The 19456-nt window shown below is 73.8% G+C and carries 16 protein-coding genes and 1 pseudogene; 8 read left to right on the forward strand and 9 right to left on the reverse strand.

Going from position 1 to position 19456, the window contains the following annotated elements; translation table 11 throughout:
* Nucleotides 1–145: 145 nt before the first annotated feature.
* From AB0B02_RS19365 to rfbB, 4 genes are all read right to left on the reverse strand, one after another.
* Complete coding sequence (locus AB0B02_RS19365) at nt 146–1189, reverse strand: expansin EXLX1 family cellulose-binding protein (RefSeq protein WP_357302054.1); 1044 nt, start codon at nt 1187–1189, stop codon at nt 146–148.
* A gap of 54 nt (nt 1190–1243) precedes the next feature.
* The gene (locus AB0B02_RS19370; RefSeq protein ID WP_357302057.1) at nt 1244–1540 is read right to left on the reverse strand and encodes a hypothetical protein; all 297 of its coding nucleotides are present in this window, start codon (nt 1538–1540) and stop codon (nt 1244–1246) included.
* 119 nt (nt 1541–1659) lie between these two features.
* The gene (rfbD, locus tag AB0B02_RS19375) at nt 1660–2550 is read right to left on the reverse strand and encodes a dTDP-4-dehydrorhamnose reductase (protein WP_357302520.1); all 891 of its coding nucleotides are present in this window, start codon (nt 2548–2550) and stop codon (nt 1660–1662) included.
* Nucleotides 2547–3545 carry a dTDP-glucose 4,6-dehydratase gene (gene rfbB, locus AB0B02_RS19380; RefSeq protein ID WP_357302060.1) on the reverse strand — a complete coding sequence of 333 codons (999 nt, stop codon included), beginning with the start codon at nt 3543–3545 and terminating at the stop codon, nt 2547–2549. Before rfbB ends, rfbD begins: the two co-directional genes overlap by 4 nt.
* 35 nt (nt 3546–3580) lie before the next feature.
* Between rfbB and rfbA the strand changes: the two genes are divergently transcribed.
* The gene (rfbA, locus tag AB0B02_RS19385; protein WP_357302063.1) at nt 3581–4471 is read left to right on the forward strand and encodes a glucose-1-phosphate thymidylyltransferase RfbA; all 891 of its coding nucleotides are present in this window, start codon (nt 3581–3583) and stop codon (nt 4469–4471) included.
* The gene (locus AB0B02_RS19390; protein ID WP_357302066.1) at nt 4468–5076 is read left to right on the forward strand and encodes a dTDP-4-dehydrorhamnose 3,5-epimerase family protein; all 609 of its coding nucleotides are present in this window, start codon (nt 4468–4470) and stop codon (nt 5074–5076) included. Before rfbA ends, AB0B02_RS19390 begins: the two co-directional genes overlap by 4 nt.
* 330 nt (nt 5077–5406) lie before the next feature.
* Here AB0B02_RS19390 and AB0B02_RS19395 read toward each other — a convergent pair whose 3' ends face one another.
* The 5 genes and pseudogenes from AB0B02_RS19395 to AB0B02_RS19415 all read right to left on the reverse strand — a co-directional run.
* Nucleotides 5407–5658 carry a hypothetical protein gene (locus AB0B02_RS19395; protein WP_357302069.1) on the reverse strand — a complete coding sequence of 84 codons (252 nt, stop codon included), beginning with the start codon at nt 5656–5658 and terminating at the stop codon, nt 5407–5409.
* A gap of 30 nt (nt 5659–5688) precedes the next feature.
* On the reverse strand, nt 5689–6165 hold the full coding sequence (locus tag AB0B02_RS19400) for a hypothetical protein (RefSeq protein WP_357302072.1): 477 nt from the start codon (nt 6163–6165) through the stop codon (nt 5689–5691).
* A 29-nt stretch (nt 6166–6194) separates the two neighbouring features.
* Nucleotides 6195–10370 carry a polymorphic toxin-type HINT domain-containing protein gene (locus tag AB0B02_RS19405; protein ID WP_357302075.1) on the reverse strand — a complete coding sequence of 1392 codons (4176 nt, stop codon included), beginning with the start codon at nt 10368–10370 and terminating at the stop codon, nt 6195–6197.
* A gap of 193 nt (nt 10371–10563) precedes the next feature.
* Complete coding sequence (locus tag AB0B02_RS19410) at nt 10564–11004, reverse strand: hypothetical protein (RefSeq protein ID WP_357302078.1); 441 nt, start codon at nt 11002–11004, stop codon at nt 10564–10566.
* A gap of 191 nt (nt 11005–11195) precedes the next feature.
* Nucleotides 11196–11411: pseudogene (locus AB0B02_RS19415) on the reverse strand (hypothetical protein); the annotation flags it as partial.
* Nucleotides 11412–11658: 247 nt separating this feature from the next.
* On the opposite strand from AB0B02_RS19415, the gene AB0B02_RS19420 reads away from it, so the two are divergent.
* From AB0B02_RS19420 to hutH, 6 genes are read left to right on the forward strand one after another with little or no spacing between them, the layout of a single operon-like run.
* The gene (locus tag AB0B02_RS19420; RefSeq protein ID WP_281936076.1) at nt 11659–12507 is read left to right on the forward strand and encodes a MurR/RpiR family transcriptional regulator; all 849 of its coding nucleotides are present in this window, start codon (nt 11659–11661) and stop codon (nt 12505–12507) included.
* Between the two features lie 12 nt (nt 12508–12519).
* The gene (gene hutU, locus AB0B02_RS19425) at nt 12520–14175 is read left to right on the forward strand and encodes a urocanate hydratase (protein ID WP_357302083.1); all 1656 of its coding nucleotides are present in this window, start codon (nt 12520–12522) and stop codon (nt 14173–14175) included.
* Complete coding sequence (locus AB0B02_RS19430) at nt 14172–15371, forward strand: allantoate amidohydrolase (protein WP_357302086.1); 1200 nt, start codon at nt 14172–14174, stop codon at nt 15369–15371. The genes hutU and AB0B02_RS19430 overlap by 4 nt, the downstream gene beginning before the upstream one ends.
* Nucleotides 15368–16714, forward strand: a complete 1347-nt coding sequence (locus tag AB0B02_RS19435; RefSeq protein ID WP_357302523.1) for a formimidoylglutamate deiminase — start codon at nt 15368–15370, stop codon at nt 16712–16714. The genes AB0B02_RS19430 and AB0B02_RS19435 overlap by 4 nt, the downstream gene beginning before the upstream one ends.
* Complete coding sequence (gene hutI / locus AB0B02_RS19440; RefSeq protein ID WP_281936083.1) at nt 16711–17877, forward strand: imidazolonepropionase; 1167 nt, start codon at nt 16711–16713, stop codon at nt 17875–17877. Before AB0B02_RS19435 ends, hutI begins: the two co-directional genes overlap by 4 nt.
* Nucleotides 17874–19412 (forward strand): histidine ammonia-lyase, encoded by a 1539-nt coding sequence (gene hutH, locus AB0B02_RS19445; RefSeq protein WP_357302090.1) that lies wholly within the window; start codon nt 17874–17876, stop codon nt 19410–19412. The genes hutI and hutH overlap by 4 nt, the downstream gene beginning before the upstream one ends.
* Nucleotides 19413–19456: the final 44 nt, after the last annotated feature.

The following is a 19456-nucleotide window of genomic DNA, read 5'->3' on the forward strand; positions in this document are numbered from 1 at the left end:
CTGCCTCAAGCGCTACATCGTCCGCGAGGTCCACACCGCCCTCCTCGCTGACTTCACCACCCTCAACACCCCTTGACTTCCATAGGAGCATCCCCCACCCACCACCCGCCCCGAGAAAGGGCGCTGGTGCACGGGGTGGGGGTGGTCAGGTGCAGGTGGGGGCGGCGGCCTCGCGGAGGGGCGTCAGCGGGGACGGGGAGGCCGGGAGCGGGGTGGCCGAGGGTGGCGTGGGCGGGGGTGGGGAGGCGGGACGGCTGGGGGTCGGGGTCGGGCGGGGGGACGACGGCGAGCGGGACGGCTTCGCGGTACGGGTGGTGGTCGCGGTGCCGCCGCCGTACATCCGGGTGGTGCTGCGCTGCACCTGGCCGGGGAGCATCCGGATGCCGGTGGCGGTGGCCCGGTGGCCGGACACGTCGGTGACCCGGATCGCGTACGGGCCGGGGCCCGCGCCGGACGGGATCAGCCAGTAGTTGTAGTCCTCGCGCGCCGCCGCGCGCCACGAGCCGTTCTGCCGGACCTCCACCGAGCGCAGCGGGTTGCCGTGGTCGCCGACCAGGACGGCGAACCACCACTGTGACGCGCCCTCCTTGAGGCGGAACGTGAGCGGGCCGGGCAGCGGCGGGTCGACCACGGCCCGGTAGCGGACCTGCACCACGCCCTGCACCGGGTCGGCGATCCGGGCGAACGCCTCGGCGGAGAGGTCCAGGTGGCCGGGGGCGCACTCCGGGCACTGGTCCATGACGAGCACCCGGACGGTGCCGCGCGGGCCGGTGACGTCGAGGAAGCCGCCGCAGGACGCGCCGGCCGCGTACTCGCTCGGGCCGAGCGCGACGTAGAGCCGGTTGGCGGGTGCGGCGGGCCGGGAGCAGTTGCCGCCGGCGCCCTTCGAGTCGTAGAACGTGGCCTTGCCGGTGTGCGTGACGCCACCGGCCGGCGGGGCGGCCAACGGAAGGGCCGCGCGGGCCGGGACGACGGCCAACGGGAGGGCCGCGCGGGGTGGGGCGGCGCAGGCGGGGGCCGCGCCGCCGCGTACCGCGAGGGTCACCGCGACCACGGCGGCGAGGGTGGCCAGGCCGGCGGCGGCGAGCCGGCGGCGGGCCCGGGCCGGGGTACGGCGACGACCGGTCCGGGTGGGCGGGTGCCCGTCGCCGGTGGACGTCAAGGGGTGGGGCGCGCTGCCGTCGGTCACGCCGGTCGATGCTGCCGGACCGGGTGGTCGCCGGACAAGCGGGCTAAGCGAAAGCTAAGGCCGGTGCGCGCGGGCGACCGAGGCGAGGCCGGCCAGCTCGTCGGCGAGCTCCGGGCGCTGCCGCAGCGCGTCCTCCAGGCGGACCCGCCAGAGGCCGGTCTCGACCGGGAGGCGGGCGTCGCCGGCCCAGCGGACCCGGTCGCGGCTCTCCGCGAGGGCATCCCCGGCGGCGGGCCCGAACAGGCCGCCGAACTCCTGGTGGAGCCAGCCGAACAGCGCGTCGTCCCGGAGCGCGTCGCCGATCACCCGGGCCGTGTCCCACGCCACCCGCGGCTGGTGGATCACCTGCATGTCGACTCCTCGGTCCGATCCGGTCGTCTCGGCCATCATCGATCCCGCGCGGGTCGGCCGCAAGGCCCGCGCCGGGCGGGCGGGCCGACCGACGGGCGACGTCGTCCGTCCGGACGAGGTCATCCTGGCGGAGGTGTTCCGGGCCGGCCGTCGAGGTCGGCCAGCGCCTCGGCCAGGTCCGTGTGCCAGTCTCCGGGCGGCGGCAGTTTCGCGGCGGCCCACCGGTCGTGGGCCAGCACGCTGTAGCGGGGGCGGGGCGCCGGGCGCGGAACGCGGTCGCCGGTCGTCGGGCGGACCCGCGCCGGGTCCAGGCCGGACAGTGCGAACACCGCGCGGGCGAGGCCGTACCAGGTCGTCTCGCCGGACGCGGTGCCGTGGTAGACGCCCGGCGCGGCGTCGCCGGCCAGTGCCGCGTCGGCGAGCGCGACGAGCCGCTCGGCGAGCCGGTACGACCAGGTCGGTTGCCCGTGCTGGTCGGCCACCACGTCGAGCCGGTCGCGGTCGGCGGCCAGCCGCAGCACGGTGGTGACGAAGTTGCGCCCGTGGGCGCCGTAGAGCCAGGCGGTCCGCACCACGTACCCGCGCTCGGGCAGCAGCCGGGCCACCGCCCGTTCCCCGGCGAGCTTGCTGCGCCCGTAAGCGTTGACCGGGCCGGTCGGCGCGTCCTCCGGGTACGGCCGGGTGGCGTCGCCGCCGAACACGTAGTCGGTGGAGACGTGCACCAGTCGGGCGCCGATGGCGGCGCAGGCCCGGGCCAGGTGCGCGACCGCGTCGCCGTTGACGGCGGTGGCGTCCCGTTCCCGGGTCTGGGCGCCGTCCACATCGGTCCACGCGGCGGCGTTGAGCACGACGTCGTGTCCGGCGACCGCGTCCCGTACCGCGTCCGGGTCGGTGACGTCGAGGTCGGCGCGGGTGGCGGCGGTGACGGACCGGTCGGGGCGGGCGCGCAGCACGGTCACCAGGTCGCGGCCGAGCATGCCGCCGGCGCCGGTGACCAGCAGCCGGGTCACCGGCGCGCCGCCTTCAGCGGCTCCCACCAGGCCCGGTTCTCCCGGTACCAGCGCACGGTGTCGGCCAGGCCCCGGTCGAGGTCGATGCTCGGGGCGTACCCCAGCTCGTTCTGGATCTTGGTGATGTCGAGCGAGTAGCGGCGGTCGTGGCCCTTGCGGTCGGGGACCGGCACCACCCGGTCCCAGTCGGCGTCGCAGGCCGCCAGCAGCCGGCCGGTCAGCTCGCGGTTGGTCAGCTCGGTGCCGCCGCCGATGTGGTAGACCTCGCCGGCGCGGCCCTTCTCCTGCACCAGCGCGATGCCGCGGCAGTGGTCGTGCACGTGCAGCCAGTCCCGGACGTTGCCGCCGTCGCCGTAGAGCGGCACGGTGCCGCCGTCGAGCAGGTTGGTGACGAAGAGCGGGACGACCTTCTCCGGGAACTGGTACGGCCCGTAGTTGTTGGCGCAGCGGGTCACCACCACGTCGAGGCCGTGGGTGCGGTGGTAGGCCAACGCCAGCAGGTCGGCGCCGGCCTTCGAGGCCGAGTACGGGGAGTTCGGCGCCAACGGCCACGCCTCGGTCCAGGAGCCGACGTCGATCGAGCCGTACACCTCGTCGGTGGAGACGTGCACGAAGCGGCGGGTGCCGTGGCGCAGCGCGGCGTCGAGCAGCGTCTGGGTGCCGAGCACGTTCGTGGTGACGAACGGGGCCGCGCCGGTGATGGACCGGTCCACGTGCGACTCGGCGGCGAAGTGGACGATCACGTCGTGGCCGCCGACCACGTCGTCGACGAGGGCCGCGTCGCAGACGTCGCCGTGCACGAAGCGCAGGCGGGGATCGTCGCGTACCGGGTCGAGGTTGGCCGGGTTGCCGGAGTAGGTGAGCTTGTCCAGCACGGTCACCGCGGCGGGCACAGGGTCCGGCGTCCACGCCCCGTCGCCGCCGGGCCGCCCGAGCAGCATCCGCGCGTACTCCGAGCCGATGAAGCCGGCGCCGCCGGTGACGAGGATCCTCACGGATCGTGGAGTTTACGCGACGGTACGCTCCGCGGGTGCGCGGAATCCTTCTCGCCGGTGGCACCGGATCCCGGCTCTGGCCGATCACGCGGGCCGTTTCCAAGCAGCTCATGCCGGTGTTCGACAAGCCGATGGTCTACTACCCGCTGTCCACGCTGGTGATGGCCGGGGTGCGGGAGATCCTGGTGATCACGACGCCGGAGGACCGCCCGCAGTTCGAGCGGCTGCTCGGCGACGGCGGCCAGTGGGGGCTGCGGCTGACGTACGCCGAGCAGGCCCGGCCGGAGGGCATCGCGCAGGCGTTCCTGATCGGCGCGGACTTCATCGGTGACGAGTCGGTCGCGCTGGTCCTGGGCGACAACATCTTCCACGGCGTCGGTCTCGGCCGGCAGCTCGCGCAGCACGGCGACCCGGCCGGCGGGCGGGTCTTCGCGTATCCGGTCGCCAACCCGGCGGCGTACGGCGTGGTCGAGTTCGACGCGGCCGGCCGGGTGCTGTCGATCGAGGAGAAGCCGGCCCGGCCCCGCTCCCGGTACGTGGTGCCCGGCCTCTACTTCTACGACAACCGGGTGGTCGACATCGCCCGCAAGCTGACGCCCAGCGCGCGGGGCGAGTTGGAGATCACGGCGGTGAACGAGACCTACCGTGGGTGGGGCGAGCTGTCCGTGACGGTGCTCGACCGGGGCACCGCCTGGCTGGACACCGGCACGTTCACCTCGCTGATGCAGGCCGCCGAGTTCGTCCGGGTGATCGAGGAACGCCAGGGCATGAAGATCGGCTGTGTCGAGGAGGTGGTCTGGCGGTCCGGGCTGATCGACGACGAGCGGCTGCGGGCGCTGGCCCACCCGCTGACCCGCAGCGGTTACGGCGACTACCTGCTGGGCCTGCTGGCCGAGCGGCCGGGCGCCGTCCGGAGCGGCTCGTGAGGATCCGGCCGCTGGGCATCGAGGGGGCCTGGGAGGTCACGCCGCAGCAGCACGGCGACCCGCGCGGGCGCTTCCTGGAGTGGTACCGCCACGACCGGCTCGCCGAGGCGGTGGGGCATCCGCTGCGGCTGGCCCAGGCCAACCTCTCGGTCTCCGCGCGGGACGTGGTGCGCGGCGTCCACTTCGCCGACGTCCCGCCCGGCCAGGCGAAGTACCTGACCTGTGTCCGGGGGGCGGTGCTGGACGTGGTGGTGGACGTGCGGGTCGGCTCGCCGACCTTCGGCCGGTGGGAGGCGGTACGCCTGGACGACGCCAACCGGCGGGCCGTCTACCTCGCCGAGGGGCTCGGGCACGCCGTCTGCGCGCTGACCGATGACGCCACGCTCAGCTATCTCTGCTCCGCCACGTACCGGCCGGCGGCCGAGCACACCGTGCACCCGCTCGACCCGGCCCTCGCCATCGACTGGCCGACCGCGACGCCGCTGCTGTCCGCGCGGGACGCGGCAGCGCCGAGCCTCGCCGAGGCGCGCGCGGCGGGCCGGCTGCCCGACTACGACATCTGCCGCTCCTTCTACGCCGGGCTGGACACCCGCCCGTCACCCTGAGCCGGCTCACCGTTCGGCGACCGGCCGCCGGGGCCGGGCCGTCGGGGGCCGACGTACCGGCCGCCGGCGGTGGCGGCGTGGCGGTCACCGAGCGACCGTTCAGCGGGGCGCCCGTGCTGCGATTCGACCTGATGGGGGCGTCACCAAGGGCGGTGCCGTCTGCGTGGTGGTGCCGCCGAACAGCGCGTCCGCCGCTAGGTCACGCGTCGCGCAGCGGGTCGGTGACGACGGTCGCCGCCTCGGTCGCGCTTGACCCGCTGGTTACCGCGCGACGCGCCGGAGGCGACCGCCCGATCCGCGTCGGAGCGACAGGGGCGGACGTGGCGGGAGCTAGCTCTGTGCCGGTGCCAGAGTCGCGCAGACCGGCCGACCGTCGCGGCGTTGCCGGGTGCTCGCGTAGCTGCCGGGGGCGCCGCTGGCCGACCCGGCCTCCCACATCTGCGGCGCGCGCGGCCGATGATGCCCATCTACTGCCGGACGGTGGCCGTCGGGTGCCTGCGCCAGCACGTTCGCCGCGTTGGTGACCGCCTCCTGCCCCCGCTGGTCGCCGGCGGCGGCACCGTCGAGCGTCGTCACGGTCACCGGGCATACCTGCCCGTCGAGCACCGTCACTCAGCCGCGGCGGCTCAGCCCCAGCGTCTCCGGGAACGTCGCCACGTCGTAGAGGTCGCGGATGTGCGCCTCGGCCGCCCGCAACGCGTCCGCGAGACGGAGATCCTCCGACGATCTGCGGTGGAGGACGTGCGATCCCGGCCCCCACGTCGCCATCGACCGGTCCAGGTGCGCCTCGACGGACGACGTGACGCCACACGAGGAGGGCGTGAACGTGAGGATCAACCGGATGGAGATCTCATTGCTGACGAGGGGGTGCGGCGAGATGGGCATCCGGATCGTCTTCCGGATGTCCGCCTGCTGCACCCCCTCCCGCTCGGTGCTCAGGACGAGGTGGGGATAGAGCTCGCTGTCCGGCCCGAAGTCGTAGTCGAGCAGGACGCCGGTCGCGAAGTCGCCCAACTCCCGGTCGCAACGGCCAAGTGACGCCACGACGTCACTGGCCACCGCCTCGGCTGCCGCGTTCTCCTCGACCACGAAGATCAGACCCCCACCTCGTCGGAGCCTCAGAACGCCTTGATGGTCTTCACCACCCAGGCGCCCTTGTGGCCCTGGTAGCCCTTGTCGATGCGCTTGAGGACGAGCGTGACAGTGTAGGCGTCCTTGGCCCCGGCCTCGCCTATCCTCGCGACCCGGCCAACAGGGTAACTGAACCGCATGGTGTATTCGATCTCCGCGCCGACCTGCGCCTTCGACGCCCAACGGTTGATCTTTTCGATGTTCGCGGTGACGACCGCGTCCACAGTCTTCTGGTAGTCGGCGGCGTTGAGAGTGGACGCCACACCCTTTGCCTTCGGGTCCGTGTCGGCGCGCGTCTTGATCTCGGCGTCGGTCTTCCCGACGTGATCCCGGGGATGGGCGTCACCGATGCCGTGGTCAAGGTCGATCTTCCCGCAGTTGTGGACGAGCACCGGGACGTCCCCGGCGTACACGTAGTAGGTGTGCAGGTCCGCGACGTTGAGGTTGTAGACGGTGGTGCGCTCGCTGCGGGTCTCGACCTTCTCGACCTCGACCCTGCGACCGGCGGCGGTGAGCAACGACTGACCTCGCCGGAGCTCGCCGGCCTTCGTCCACACCCCGGAGTCGGCGTTCCAGAACGGGTGGTTCCAGGTGGCCGTGAGCGTCTCGGTCTCGGTCCCCCGGTCGCCGTCGACGTCCACGGTGACCTTCGCCAACACCTTGACACCCGTGCCCGTGATCGTCTCGATCACCCGCCCGGTCGTCGAGACGCCCATGAGCGGGTTCGTCGACCGGACCTCGTCGCCGACGCGCAGCCGCTCGATGGGCTTTCGGCTGCCGTCGGCGAGCAGCACCTGCGTGCCCGGTGCGAAACTGTTCGGCACGTTGTCGCACTTCTTGGCGAGTTCGTCGAACACCCGCCACGCGTCGCGGAACTTGTCCCCGAGCCGGCCCATGTTGATCCCGGCCGGCACCCAACCAGCGACCGGAACCACGCTGAGCCCGGAGAGCACGCCGCCCACCCAGTCGCCGCGGGCGAAGGAGATGCCGGCGTCCACCCCGTCGCACGCCTCGCCGTAGGCCGGCACCAGGCCGCACACCATGAGGACGAGCTGCACGACGTCGAGGATCAGGTCGGGGTTGTCCTTGACGAACTCCTTGATGTCGTCGACCATCTCGCAGCCGGGTCCGGTGTTCAGTCCGGCGGTGGTGCACTTGTTGGGCCGGACGAGCGCGTCGGCGAAGTCGACGTAGACCTTCGCGCACTCCGCGGTGAGCTGGGACGGCTGCACCATGCAGCTCCAGGTCCGGTGCTGGTCCAGCGCCGTACCGTCACCGTTCCAGGCGCTGCCCGGCGCGGTGTTGCGCTGCGCGGCCTCCCACTCCTTCAGCTTGGTGTTGTAGATCTGCTCCGCTTCCCGGGCCGCCTGGTTCGCGGCGGCGGCGTCAGCGCCGGCCTGTCTGGCCGACTGCCGGGCTTCCTTGGCGGCCTGTGCGGCCCCCGCGGCGTCCTGACGGGCCCGCTTCGCTGCCGCGCCCGCCGTGGCGGCGGACTGGGCGGCCTGGTTGGCGCTGGCCTGGGCGGAGTTGGCGGCGTTGCGGGCCGTCGTCGCGGACTGGGCCGCCTGGTCGGCGGAGTTCTTCGCCGCGACCGCCGAGTTGTTGGCATCCGTGGCGTACTGCGCCGCCTTGCTCGCCGACGCCGCCGCCTGCTGCGCATACGTCTGCGCCTCCGCCGCCTTACCCGCCGCGACCGCCGCGACCCGGTTCGCCTCCGCCGCGTCCGACACCGCGCTCTGCGCGTACCGCTGCGCCTCCGCGATCAACGCCTGCACCGCCGCCACATGCGCGGCCTGCTCCTGATCCCGCTGCGCCGCCTGAAAACGACCCGCCGTCAAGAAATACGAGATGTACGACGACGGACCCGCCAACGCCACCTGCCCGGCCGCCTTCACCTGCGGACCACCCGCATCGATGACCCGATACACCTCAAGCCGGTCATCAGCCGTCCGCGCCGCATACTGACCCGACCGCAGAAACTCGTGCCGATCCGCGTTCGTCCCCGCCAACGCCCGCTCCGCAGCCGCCTTCAGCGTCGGCCCCGCCGTCTCCAAAATCTTGTAGACCGCCTGCCGATCAAGCGTCGCCTTACCCGGATAACTCCGCGTCCGCAAAAACGCCTGCACCGCCGCGTCGTCACCAGCCAACGCCACCTGCGCCGCCGACTTCTCATTCCCGTCCGGCAACGTGTCGACCAGATGCCACACCCGCGCCCGATCATCCTGACCAACCGCAAGCCGACGACCATCCGTCAGCCACGACCGCAGCTCCACCTCACCGCCGGTGAGCGCCGCCGACGCGGACGCCTTGGTGTGCTCGCCACCGGTGGTCAACAGGTTGATGGCCGCCCGCCGACCGCGGTCGAGCATGACCTCGGTGGTGGCACCGGACGCGGTCGCCTCCGACAGCAACTGCCGCGTCGCCGGATCGACCCGATCCTCCTCCGCCGTGTCCCACAACAACTTCCGGTTCCACGCCACCACATCACCGACCGCGGCGTTCTTCGCCTGCTCGAAAGCCTGCGCGTCCTGCGCCGCCAACACACCCTGCTCAGTGGACTCCGCCAACCGCGCGTCGTCCTCCGCACGCGCCAACCGCTCCAACTCGACAGCCTTGTTCGCCGCCTCCACCGCCGTGTTCGACGCCAACACCGCAGCCGCCGCATGCTTCGCGGACTCCACCGCCGCCTTCGCCGCATCACCCGCCGCAGCCGCAGCCGCATCCGCCGCATCCGCCGCCGCCTCCGCATGCGCCGCCGCCCGCCGCGCGAACTCGAACGCTTCATCCGACGCCTTCGCCGCCGCCTGCGCCAACGCATACGCCCGATCAGCCGCCCGCGACGCCGCCGCCGCCGATCGCTGCGCCCGGTCCGCCGCGTCCCGCGCCCGCTTCGCCTGTTCCTCGGAGACGCCGGCCTGGGCGCCGGCCCTCCGCGCTTCCGCCGCTGCCGCGTCCGCGTTCGCGCTCGCGCCCTTCGCCGCGGTGCTGGCCGCCTTGGCCTGGGAGAGCGCGCGGTCGCGCTGGGCGCGTACCTGGTCGAGTTCGCGTGCCTTACGGGCCGCGTCGCGGGCCTGCTGGGCGGCCTGGCGGGCCGCTGCCGCCTTGCCCGCATCCGTCCGGGCATCCGCCGCGGCGCGCTGAGCACGCGCGGCGGCCTGCGCGGTCAGGGACGCGGCCGTGGTCGCCTTCCGGGCCGCGTCGGACGCCACCCGCGCCGCCCGCATCGCGGCGTTCGAGGCGCTCACCGCGTCCCGGGCCGCGTCGGCGGCGCCATCCGCCGCGTCGGCGGCCCGTCCGGCCGCTGCGGACGCCTTGCGCGCGGCACCGCCCGCCGCGGCGGTCTCGTCCGCCGCGGTCTTGGCCGCCTTCTTGGCCTCCTCGGCCGCGTTCGCCGCCCGGTTCGACGCCTCCGTCGCGGCCAGCGACTCCCGGGCGGTGGTTTCGCTTGCCTGCTTCGCCTGCTCCGTGAGGCTGCGGATGGAGGCGAGTTCCTTGTCCCGCGCGCGGGCGACGAACTGGCCGGCCGTGATGAACTCGCGCAGTTCGTCCGCCGTGCCCGCCAACGCCTGCTGCGCCGCGGTGTGCAGCACCGGACCGGAGTTGTTGGCCCCGCCGGTGAGCATCTGGGTCGCCGCCAGCCGGTCGTCCGCCCTCAGCGCGGCGTCCCGCCCCTCGGCGAGGAACTCGGTCAACTCCTCGGGCGTGCCGTCGAGCGCCTTCTGCGCGGCGGCCCGCACCGTCGGGCCACCGGACTCCAACAGCCGGTAGGCCCGCACCCGCTCGTCGGCGGCCCACGACGCGCGCCAGCCGCCGTCGACGAACGCCTGGACGTCCGTCGGCGTTCCGGACAGCGCCTGTAGGGCACCGGCCCGCATCGCGGGACCATCCATCGACGCCAGCGACTCCGCAGCCGCCCGCGCGTCGGCGGCGTACGCCTCGTCCACCCCGCCCTCGAGGAACGCGCGGACCGCGGCGTCGTCGGCGAGCAGCATCTCCGCGGCGGCACGCTTGACCGAGGGGGTCCCCTCGGTGACGTAGTAGACGAGCACCTCCCGGGCCACCGCCGGGTCCCAGGGATATTCCTCGTCCTCGGCAGCCGCCGGCGTCACCGGGGCGAGCGAACCGACCAGCACCACCGCTGTCGCGACGGCGACACGTCGCACCCAGCAAGGTGACAGGCGACTATTTCTGAAAAGCGCAGCACGCATTGACCGTGCGGTCACGACAACCCCCGTGGAAGTGAGACAGGACAGCCGAATGCTATCGATGAAGAATATTGTCCACAAGGGCTGACCGGGACAGGATTGGCGGGCCGCAGCGCTTTCGGCAACGGCCCGCCAATGAGTGCTTTTGGGGTCAGTTCACCCGCAACTCGACCAGGGTCGCCGTCGGCAGGTTACCGCCCGAGCCCGGGTCGATCGGCACCGGCTGGTTCGGCGGAATCGTGAAACTCTTGTCGCCGTCCGGCAACTTCGCCGTCGCCACGACGGTTTCGGCGCCGGCCCGAACACCGAAGGTCCCGGGGATCTCCAGGGTCAGGTAGCCCGTCGGGCCCAGCACCTTGAAGCAGTGGTAGAAGCCGGAGACGCCGGGAATCTGCTCCACCTGGATCTCACCCACGGCGCACTGGATGTCGTCCTCCACCGACCGGGTGGCCGTCCAGACGATGTGGCCGTCGCCCTTGAACAGTTTGAGCCCGTGGTCCGCCAGGATCTTGGCGGCCCCCGGGTAGTTGAAGTCCTCCTCCAGCGAGGGCGGGGTGTCCGCCGCCGTCGACATGGCGGCAGGAATGAGCACCGCCGCTCCCGTCAGAACTGCGCCGGCAGCAACCAATGGTAGAAGCTTCATCTTTCTCCTCAACTTGAGCTTTGCACGTTGACCACGCCGGCTCCGGCCCGGCCGTTACCTTCCCAGGGCCGACTTCCGCCAGCAGCGATCTCGAATGCGGCATTCACCAACAGAACGCTGCCCCTTCTTCAGCAGATCCCTCAAGCTCTTCGAACCATCGGTATGGGCACCCGCAACCAGAAGAACCCGCTCTCCGGGATGGCGGGAATTTCCACTGTCGTTCGAAGAAGTTCGGCGCCGGGCAGCGACGACGCATTGTTTAGCAGCCGCACGGCAAAGGTGACACCGAGGTCGAGGAAGGACTGAACGTCAGCGTCGGAGCCCCGGAACGCGACCTCGGCGGCTCGCCGCACGGAGGGCCCGGGACCAAGGCGAACTCAGGCGTTTGGCCCGAAGGTAGGCAGCATGCATCGACCGTGTAGTCACGGCAACCCCCGTGGAAGCGAGACAAGACAGCTAGCAGGCTATAGACCGGCACCACTCCGCACAAGCGGTCAACGGGTGCGCACTCTTCGTCGCTCTGGCCGCACCGCTCCCAGCAGGGAGAACGTGGCAGCATCGACACCCTTGCCGGATGAAAGTTTTCATGCATAGAGTCAGCGGGTGAATGAAACCGGTGCGTCCAGCGCCGACCGCCTGCTCGACCTCTTCCACGGCGTGCGGCTCACCCCGACCCAGCGCCGCATCGCGCACTGCCTGGTACGCCACGCCGGCGCGGCGGCGTACCTGTCCGCGGCGGAGGTGGCCGAACTGGCCGGGGTCAGCCAGCCGTCGGTGACCCGGTTCGCCATGACGCTCGGGCACGACGGCTACCCCGCGCTGCGCCGCCGGCTGCGGGACCTGGCCGCCACCGGGACGACCGAGCCGGCCGCAGCCGGGAACGCCCTGCAACGGGCGGTGCACGCCGAGCGGGACAACCTCGACCGGCTCGCCGGGCAACTCGCCGACGCCGACCGGATCGCCGAGGTGGGCAGGCTGCTGGCGGCCACCCGACCACTGCCGGTGCTCGGATTGCGCGCCGCCGCGCCGCTGGCCGCGTACTTCGCGTACTTCGCCGCGAAGGTGCACCCGGACGTGCGGGTCCTCGACGACGGCGGCAGCCTGCTCGCCGACCGTCTCGACCAGGCCGTCGCCGCCGGCGCCACCGCGCTGCTCGCGTTCGTGCTGCCCCGCTACCCCCGGGAGACGCTCGACGCGCTGCGCGAGGCCCGCGACGCCGGGCTGACGGTGGTGGCCATCACCGACTCCCCGGTCAGCCCGGCCACCGACCACGCCGAGGTGGTGCTGCCCGCCGCGGTCGGCACCGACCTCGTCTTCGACCTGCACACCGCCCCGATGACGCTGGCCATGGTGGTGTTGCAGGCGATCTGCGACGCCGCCCCGGCCGAGACCCAGGCCCGGCTCGAGGCGTTCGAGTCGTCCGCCGCCCGCCGCCAGTTGTTCCTCGGCTGAGAGGAGTACGAGATGCACCAGCCCGTCCGCGCCGCCCGCGGCACCGTACGCACCGCGAAGGGGTGGCCGCAGGAGGCCGCGCTGCGGATGCTGATGAACAACCTCGACCCGGAGGTGGCCGAGCGCCCCGACGACCTGGTCGTCTACGGCGGCACCGGAAAGGCGGCCCGGGACTGGCCGTCCTACCACGCGTTGGTGCGGACGCTCACCGAGCTGCGCGACGACGAGACCATGCTGGTGCAGTCCGGCCGGCCGGTCGGCGTGCTGCGCACCCACGAGTGGGCGCCGCGGGTGCTGCTGGCCAACTCCAACCTGGTCGGCGACTGGGCCACCTGGCCGGAGTTCCGCCGCCTCGAATCGCTCGGCCTGACCATGTACGGGCAGATGACCGCCGGGTCGTGGATCTACATCGGCACCCAGGGCATCCTCCAGGGCACCTACGAGACGTTCGCCGCGGTCGCCGCCAAGCGCTTCGGTGGGTCGCTCGCCGGCACGCTGACGCTCACCGCCGGCTGCGGCGGGATGGGCGGGGCGCAGCCCCTGGCAGTCACCATGAACGGCGGCGTCTGCCTGATCGTCGACGTGGACCGGACCCGGTTGGAGCGCCGGGCGCACGACCGCTACCTGGACGAGATCGCCGACTCGCTCGACGACGCGGTGGAGCGGGCGCTGGCCGCGAAGCGGGACCGGCGGGCGCTCAGCGTCGGCGTGGTCGGCAACGCGGCCACCGTCTTCCCCGAGCTGCTGGCGCGCGGCGTCGAGATCGACATCGTGACCGACCAGACCAGCGCGCACGACCCGCTGTCGTACCTGCCGGAAGGGGTGGAGCCGGGCGACGCGCGGGACTACGCGGCGGCCAAGCCGGCCGAGTTCACCGACCGGGCGCGGGCGTCGATGGCGAGGCACGTCGAGGCGATGGTCGGCTTCCTCGACGCCGGCGCGGAGGTGTTCGACTACGGCAACTCGATCCGGGGCGAGGCTAAGCTCGGCGGGTACGAGCGGGCGTTCGACTTCCCCGGTTTCGTGCCGGCGTACATCCGGCCGCTGTTCTGCGAGGGCAAGGGCCCGTTCCGGTGGGCGGCGCTCTCCGGCGACCCGCGCGACATCGCCGCCACCGACCGGGCCATCCTCGACCTGTTCCCGGAGAACGAGTCGCTCGCCCGGTGGATGCGGATGGCCGGCGAGCGGGTCGCGTTCCAGGGCCTGCCGGCCCGGATCTGCTGGCTCGGCTACGGCGAGCGGGACCGCGCCGGGGTGCGGTTCAACGAGATGGTGGCCTCCGGTGAGCTGAGCGCGCCGGTGGTGATCGGCCGGGACCACCTGGACTGCGGCAGCGTGGCCAGCCCCTACCGGGAGACCGAGGCGATGGCCGACGGCTCCGACGCGATCGCCGACTGGCCGCTGCTCAACGCGCTTGTCAACACCGCGAGCGGCGCGTCCTGGGTGTCCATCCACCACGGCGGCGGGGTGGGCATCGGCCGGTCCATCCACGCCGGGCAGGTCTGCGTCGCCGACGGCAGCGCGCTCGCCGGGCAGAAGATCGAGCGGGTGCTCACCAACGACCCCGCGATGGGCGTGATCCGGCACGTGGACGCCGGCTACGACGACGCCCGCGAGGTCGCGGAGCGCACCGGCGTCCGGGTTCCGATGGCCGAGGGTGACTCGTGAGCGACCTGGCCGACCGATTCCGGAAGCTGTGGGACGAGATCGCCCCGGTCGGGCGGGACGCCGGCAGCGGCGGCTACCTGCGGTACGCGCTGACCGAGCCGGAGCGCAGGCTGCGCGGCTGGTTCCGGGAGCAGGCCGACCGGCGGGGCATGCCGGTCAGCGAGGACGGCAACGGCAACCTGTTCGCCTGGTGGGGCGACCCGGCGACCGGCGGCGCGGTGCTCACCGGCAGCCACTTCGACTCGGTGCCGTACGGCGGCGCCTATGACGGGCCGCTCGGCATCGTCAGCGCGTTCCTCGCCGTGGACGAGCTGCGGGCCGCCGGGGCCACCCCGGACCGGCCCGTCGTGGTGGCCGCGTTCGTGGAGGAGGAGGGCGCCCGGTTCGGCGTACCCTGCCTGGGGTCGCGGCTGCTCACCGGCGAGATCGACGTCGACCGCGCGGCCGGGCTGCGCGACCAGGCCGGGGTGAGCTTCGCCGACGCGCTGGGCGGGCGGCCGGCGGGCGCCGACCCGGCGCTGCTCGGCCGCTTCGCGGCCTTCGTGGAGCTGCACGTCGAGCAGGGCCGCGCGCTCGTCGACACGGACGCGCCGGTCGCGGTGGCGTCCGCCATCTGGCCGCACGGCCGGTGGCGGTTCGACTTCACCGGCGAGGGCAACCACGCCGGTACGACCCGGATGGCCGACCGGCGCGACCCGATGCTCACCTACGCGTTCACCGTGCTCGCGGCGAACAAGGAGGCCCGGCTGCGCGACGCGCACGCCACCGTCGGCCGGGTGTCGGTCGAGCCGAACGCCACCAACGCGATCCCGTCCCGGGTCACCGGCTGGCTGGACGCCCGGGCGGCCGAGGCGGCGACGCTGGACGGCCTGGTCGAGGCGGTACGCGCCAAGGCCACCGAGCGGGCCGGCCGGGACGGCACGGCGCTGACCTGCACGCGGGAGTCGGCGACGCCGCTCGTCGCGTTCGACGGCGGGCTCGCGCGGCGGCTGGTCGCGCTGCTCGACGCGCCGACGCTGCCGACCGGCGCCGGCCACGACGCCGGCGTGCTGGCCGCGCACCTGCCCACCGCGATGCTGTTCGTGCGGAACCCGACCGGGGTGTCGCACTCCCCGGCCGAGTCCGCCACCGACGCCGACTGCGCGGCCGGGGTGACCGCCCTGGCCCGGGTGCTGGAGGAACTGGCATGCCGCTGACCCGCTGGCTGGCCGAGTACGCCTGGCTGCCCGAGGACGCCGAACCCACGCCGGACGTGCTGATCGAGGCGACGGACGGGCGGCTCACCGCCGTCACGCCGCTGACCGGTGGCGATCCGCCGGCCGCCGGGGTGACGGTGGACGCCGTCCGGCTGCCCGGCCTGACGCTGCCCGGCCTGGCCAACGCCCACTCGCACGCGTTCCACCGGGCGCTGCGTGGGCGCACCCACGCCGGCCGGGGCGACTTCTGGTCCTGGCGGGACCCGATGTACGCGGTCGCCGCCCGCCTCGACCCCGACTCCTACCTGGCGCTGGCCCGGGCCGCGTACGCGGAGATGGCGCTCGCCGGGATCACCTGCGTCGGCGAGTTCCACTACCTGCACCACGGCCCGGACGGCACCCGGTACGACGACCCGAACGTGATGTCCGAGGCGCTGGTGGAGGCCGCCGCGCACGCCGGGATCCGGCTCACGCTGCTGGACGCCGCGTATCTGACGGCGGGCGTGGACGGCGCCGAGCTGGTCGGACCGCAGCGCCGGTTCGGCGACGGCGACGCGCTGCGCTGGGCGGAACGGGTCGACGCGTTCCGCCCGACCGACGGGCACGTGCGGCGCGGCGCGGCGATCCACTCGGTGCGCGCGGTGCCGGCCGGGCAGCTCGCCACCGTGGCCGGCTGGGCGGACCGGCACGGGCTGCCGCTGCACGCGCACGTCTCCGAGCAGCCGGCCGAGAACGACGCCTGCCGGGCCGTGCACGGCTGCACGCCGACCCGGCTGCTCGCCGACCACGGGGTGCTCGGCCGGCACACCACCGCCGTGCACGCCACCCACCCGACCGCCGCCGACGTGACGCTGCTCGGCGACAGCCGTACCGGCGTCTGCCTCTGCCCCACCACGGAACGGGACCTGGCCGACGGGATCGGCCCGGCCCGGCGGATCGTCGAGGCGGGCAGCCCGCTCAGCCTGGGCAGCGACAGCCACGCCGTGGTCGACCTGTTCGAGGAGGCCCGCGCGGTGGAGCTGGACGAACGGCTGCGCACCCGCAGACGCGGGCACTTCGCCGCCGCCGAACTGTTCGCCGCCGCCACCGTGACCGGCCACGCCGCGCTCGGCTGGGGCGACGCCGGCCGGCTCGCCGTCGGCGACCGGGCCGACCTGGTGACGGTACGGCTGGACAGCGCCCGCACCGCCGGGGTGCCGCCGGTCGGCGTGTTCTTCGCGGCCACCGCCGCCGACGTCACGCAGGTGGTGGTGGACGGCCGGACCGTGGTGGCCGACGGCCGGCACCTGACGGTGGACGTCCCCACCGAGCTGCGGGACTCGATCGCGGTGGTCACGTCATGACCGGCAGCCTGCTCGTGGACAACATCGGTGAGCTGGTCACCAACGACGGCCGGGGCGGTGACCCGCTGGGCGTCCGCCGCGACGCCGCGCTGCTGGTCGAGGACGGGCGGGTGGCCTGGGTCGGTCCGGCCCGCTACGCGCCCGCCGCCGGCCGGCGCGTCGACGCCGCCGGCGCGGCGGTGCTGCCCGGCTTCGTGGACAGCCACGCCCACCTGGTCTTCGCCGGTGACCGGGCCGCCGAGTTCGCCGCCCGGATGGCCGGCGAGCCGTACACCGGCGGCGGCATCCGGACCACCGTGGGCGCGACGCGCGCCGCCTCCGACGACGACCTGCGCGCCACCGTGGGCCGGCTGCGCGCGGAGATGCGGCGGCAGGGCACCACCACCGTCGAGATCAAGAGCGGGTACGGCCTGAGCGTCGCCGACGAGGCCCGCTCGCTGCGGATCGCCGCCGAGTTCACCGAGGACACCACGTTCCTCGGCGCGCACGTGGTGCCCGCCGAGTACGCCGACCGGCCCGACGACTACGTGGGCCTGGTGTGCGGGCCGATGCTGGCCGCCGCCGCGCCGTACGCCCGCTGGATCGACGTGTTCTGCGAGCGGGGCGCGTTCGACGCCGACCACGCCCGGGCGATCCTCACCTGCGGGCAGGCGGTCGGGTTGGGCGTCCGGCTGCACGCCAACCAGCTCGGCCCCGGGCCGGGCGTCCGGCTCGGCGTGGAACTGGGCGCGGCCAGCGTCGACCACTGCACCCACCTGACCGACGCCGACGTGGACGCGCTCGCCGGCTCGGAGACGGTCGCCACGCTGCTGCCCGGCGCCGAGTTCTCCACCCGGTCGCCCTACCCGGACGCCCGCCGGCTGCTCGACGCCGGTGTCACCGTGGCGCTGGCCACCGACTGCAACCCCGGCTCGTCGTACACCTCGTCGATGCCGTTCTGCGTCGCGCTCGCCGTACGCGAGATGGGGATGACCCCGGCGGAGGCGGTGTGGGCGGCGACCGCCGGCGGGGCGGCGGCGCTGCGCCGCACCGACGTCGGGCGGCTGACCGTCGGGGCCCGGGCCGACCTGGTCGTCCTCGACGCGCCGACCCACCTGCACCTGGCCTACCGGCCGGGGGTGCCACTGATCCGCCAGGTTCTGCACAACGGAGTGCCACGATGACCACCGTCACCATCCTGTCCACCGGGGTCACCCCCGCCGACGTGCTCGCGGTCGCCCGCGGCACCGCCAAGGTCGTGCTCGACCCCGCCGCCGTCGAGGCGATGGCGACCAGCCGGTCCATCGTGGACGGCATCGAGGCCGCCGGCCGCCCGGTGTACGGCGTCTCAACCGGGTTCGGGGCGCTGGCCAACACGTTCGTCGCCCCCGAGCGGCGAGCCGAGTTGCAGCACGCGCTGATCCGCTCGCACGCGGCCGGGGTGGGCGCGCCGATGCCCCGCGAGGTGGTGCGCGCCATGATGCTGCTGCGGGTACGCTCGCTCGCGCTCGGCCGCTCCGGCGTCCGCCCGCTCGTCGCCGAGGCGCTCGTGGACCTGCTCAACCACGAGATCACCCCGTGGGTGCCGGAGCACGGCTCGCTGGGCGCGTCCGGTGACCTGGCGCCGCTGGCGCACTGCGCGCTGGTGCTGCTCGGCGAGGGCTGGGTGCTCGGCCCGGCCGGCGACCGGATCCCCGCCACGGACGCGCTGCGCCGGGTCGGGCTGGCCCCGGTCGAGCTGGCCGCCAAGGAAGGGCTGGCGCTGATCAACGGCACCGACGGCATGCTCGGCATGCTGCTGCTGGCCGTCTCCGACGCCCGGCACCTGTTCGCCATGGCCGACGTGACCGCCGCGCTGGCCATCGAGGCGATGCTCGGCTCGGAGCGGCCGTTCCTGCCCGAGCTGCACGCCATCCGCCCGCACCCCGGCCAGGCCGCCTCGGCCGCGAACATCCACCGGCTACTCCAGGGCTCGGCGGTGATGGACTCGCACCGCGACGACCTGGCCCACGCGGTGCAGGACGCGTACTCGATGCGGTGCGCGCCGCAGGTGGCCGGCGCGGCCCGCGACACGCTGGACTTCGTCGAGGTGGTCGCCGGCCGGGAGCTGACGTCCGTGGTGGACAACCCGGTGGTACTGCCGGACGGGCGGGTCGAGTCGACGGGCAACTTCCACGGCGCGCCACTCGGCTTCGCCGCCGACTACCTTGCCATCGCCGCCGCCGAGGTGGGCGCGATCGCCGAACGGCGGGTGGACCGGCTGCTGGACGTGGCCCGTAACCGGGACCTGCCGGCGTTCCTCTCCCCCGACGCCGGGGTGAACTCCGGGCTGATGATCGCCCAGTACACCGCCGCCGGCATCGTCGCGGAGAACCGCCGGCTGGCGGCCCCCGCCTCGGTCGACTCGCTGCCCACCAGCGGTATGCAGGAGGACCACGTCTCGATGGGCTGGGCGGCCACCAAGAAGTTGCGCACCGTGCTGGACAACCTGACCAGCCTGCTCGCGGTGGAGCTGCTGGCGGCGGTACGCGGGCTCCAGCTCCGCGCGCCGCTGGAGCCGTCCCCGGCCGGCCGGGCCGCGTTGGACGCGCTCGGCGACACGATCGGCGACCCCGGTCCGGACGTCTTCCTCGCCCCGCTGATGGAGGCGGCCCGATCCGTCGTCGCCGGCCCCGACCTGCGCGCCGCCATCGAGCGCGCAACCGGCCCCCTCGCCTGACCCTTCCCCTTGCTTTCGCGCTGATTGACGGAAAGCGTGGCTGT

Origin of the sequence: Micromonospora sp. NPDC049240 (genome assembly GCF_040647835.1) — a bacterium.
In the GTDB taxonomy this organism is placed as follows: domain Bacteria; phylum Actinomycetota; class Actinomycetes; order Mycobacteriales; family Micromonosporaceae; genus Micromonospora.

Excerpts from the sequence above, each read along its gene's own strand:
- hutI (WP_281936083.1), top strand. The coding sequence starts at position 16,711 with ATGACCGGCAGCCTGCTCGTGGACAACATCGGTGAGCTGGTCACCAAC.
- hutU (WP_357302083.1), top strand. The coding sequence starts at position 12,520 with ATGCACCAGCCCGTCCGCGCCGCCCGCGGCACCGTACGCACCGCGAAG.
- hutH (WP_357302090.1), top strand. The coding sequence starts at position 17,874 with ATGACCACCGTCACCATCCTGTCCACCGGGGTCACCCCCGCCGACGTG.
- AB0B02_RS19370 (WP_357302057.1), bottom strand. The coding sequence starts at position 1,540 with ATGCAGGTGATCCACCAGCCGCGGGTGGCGTGGGACACGGCCCGGGTG.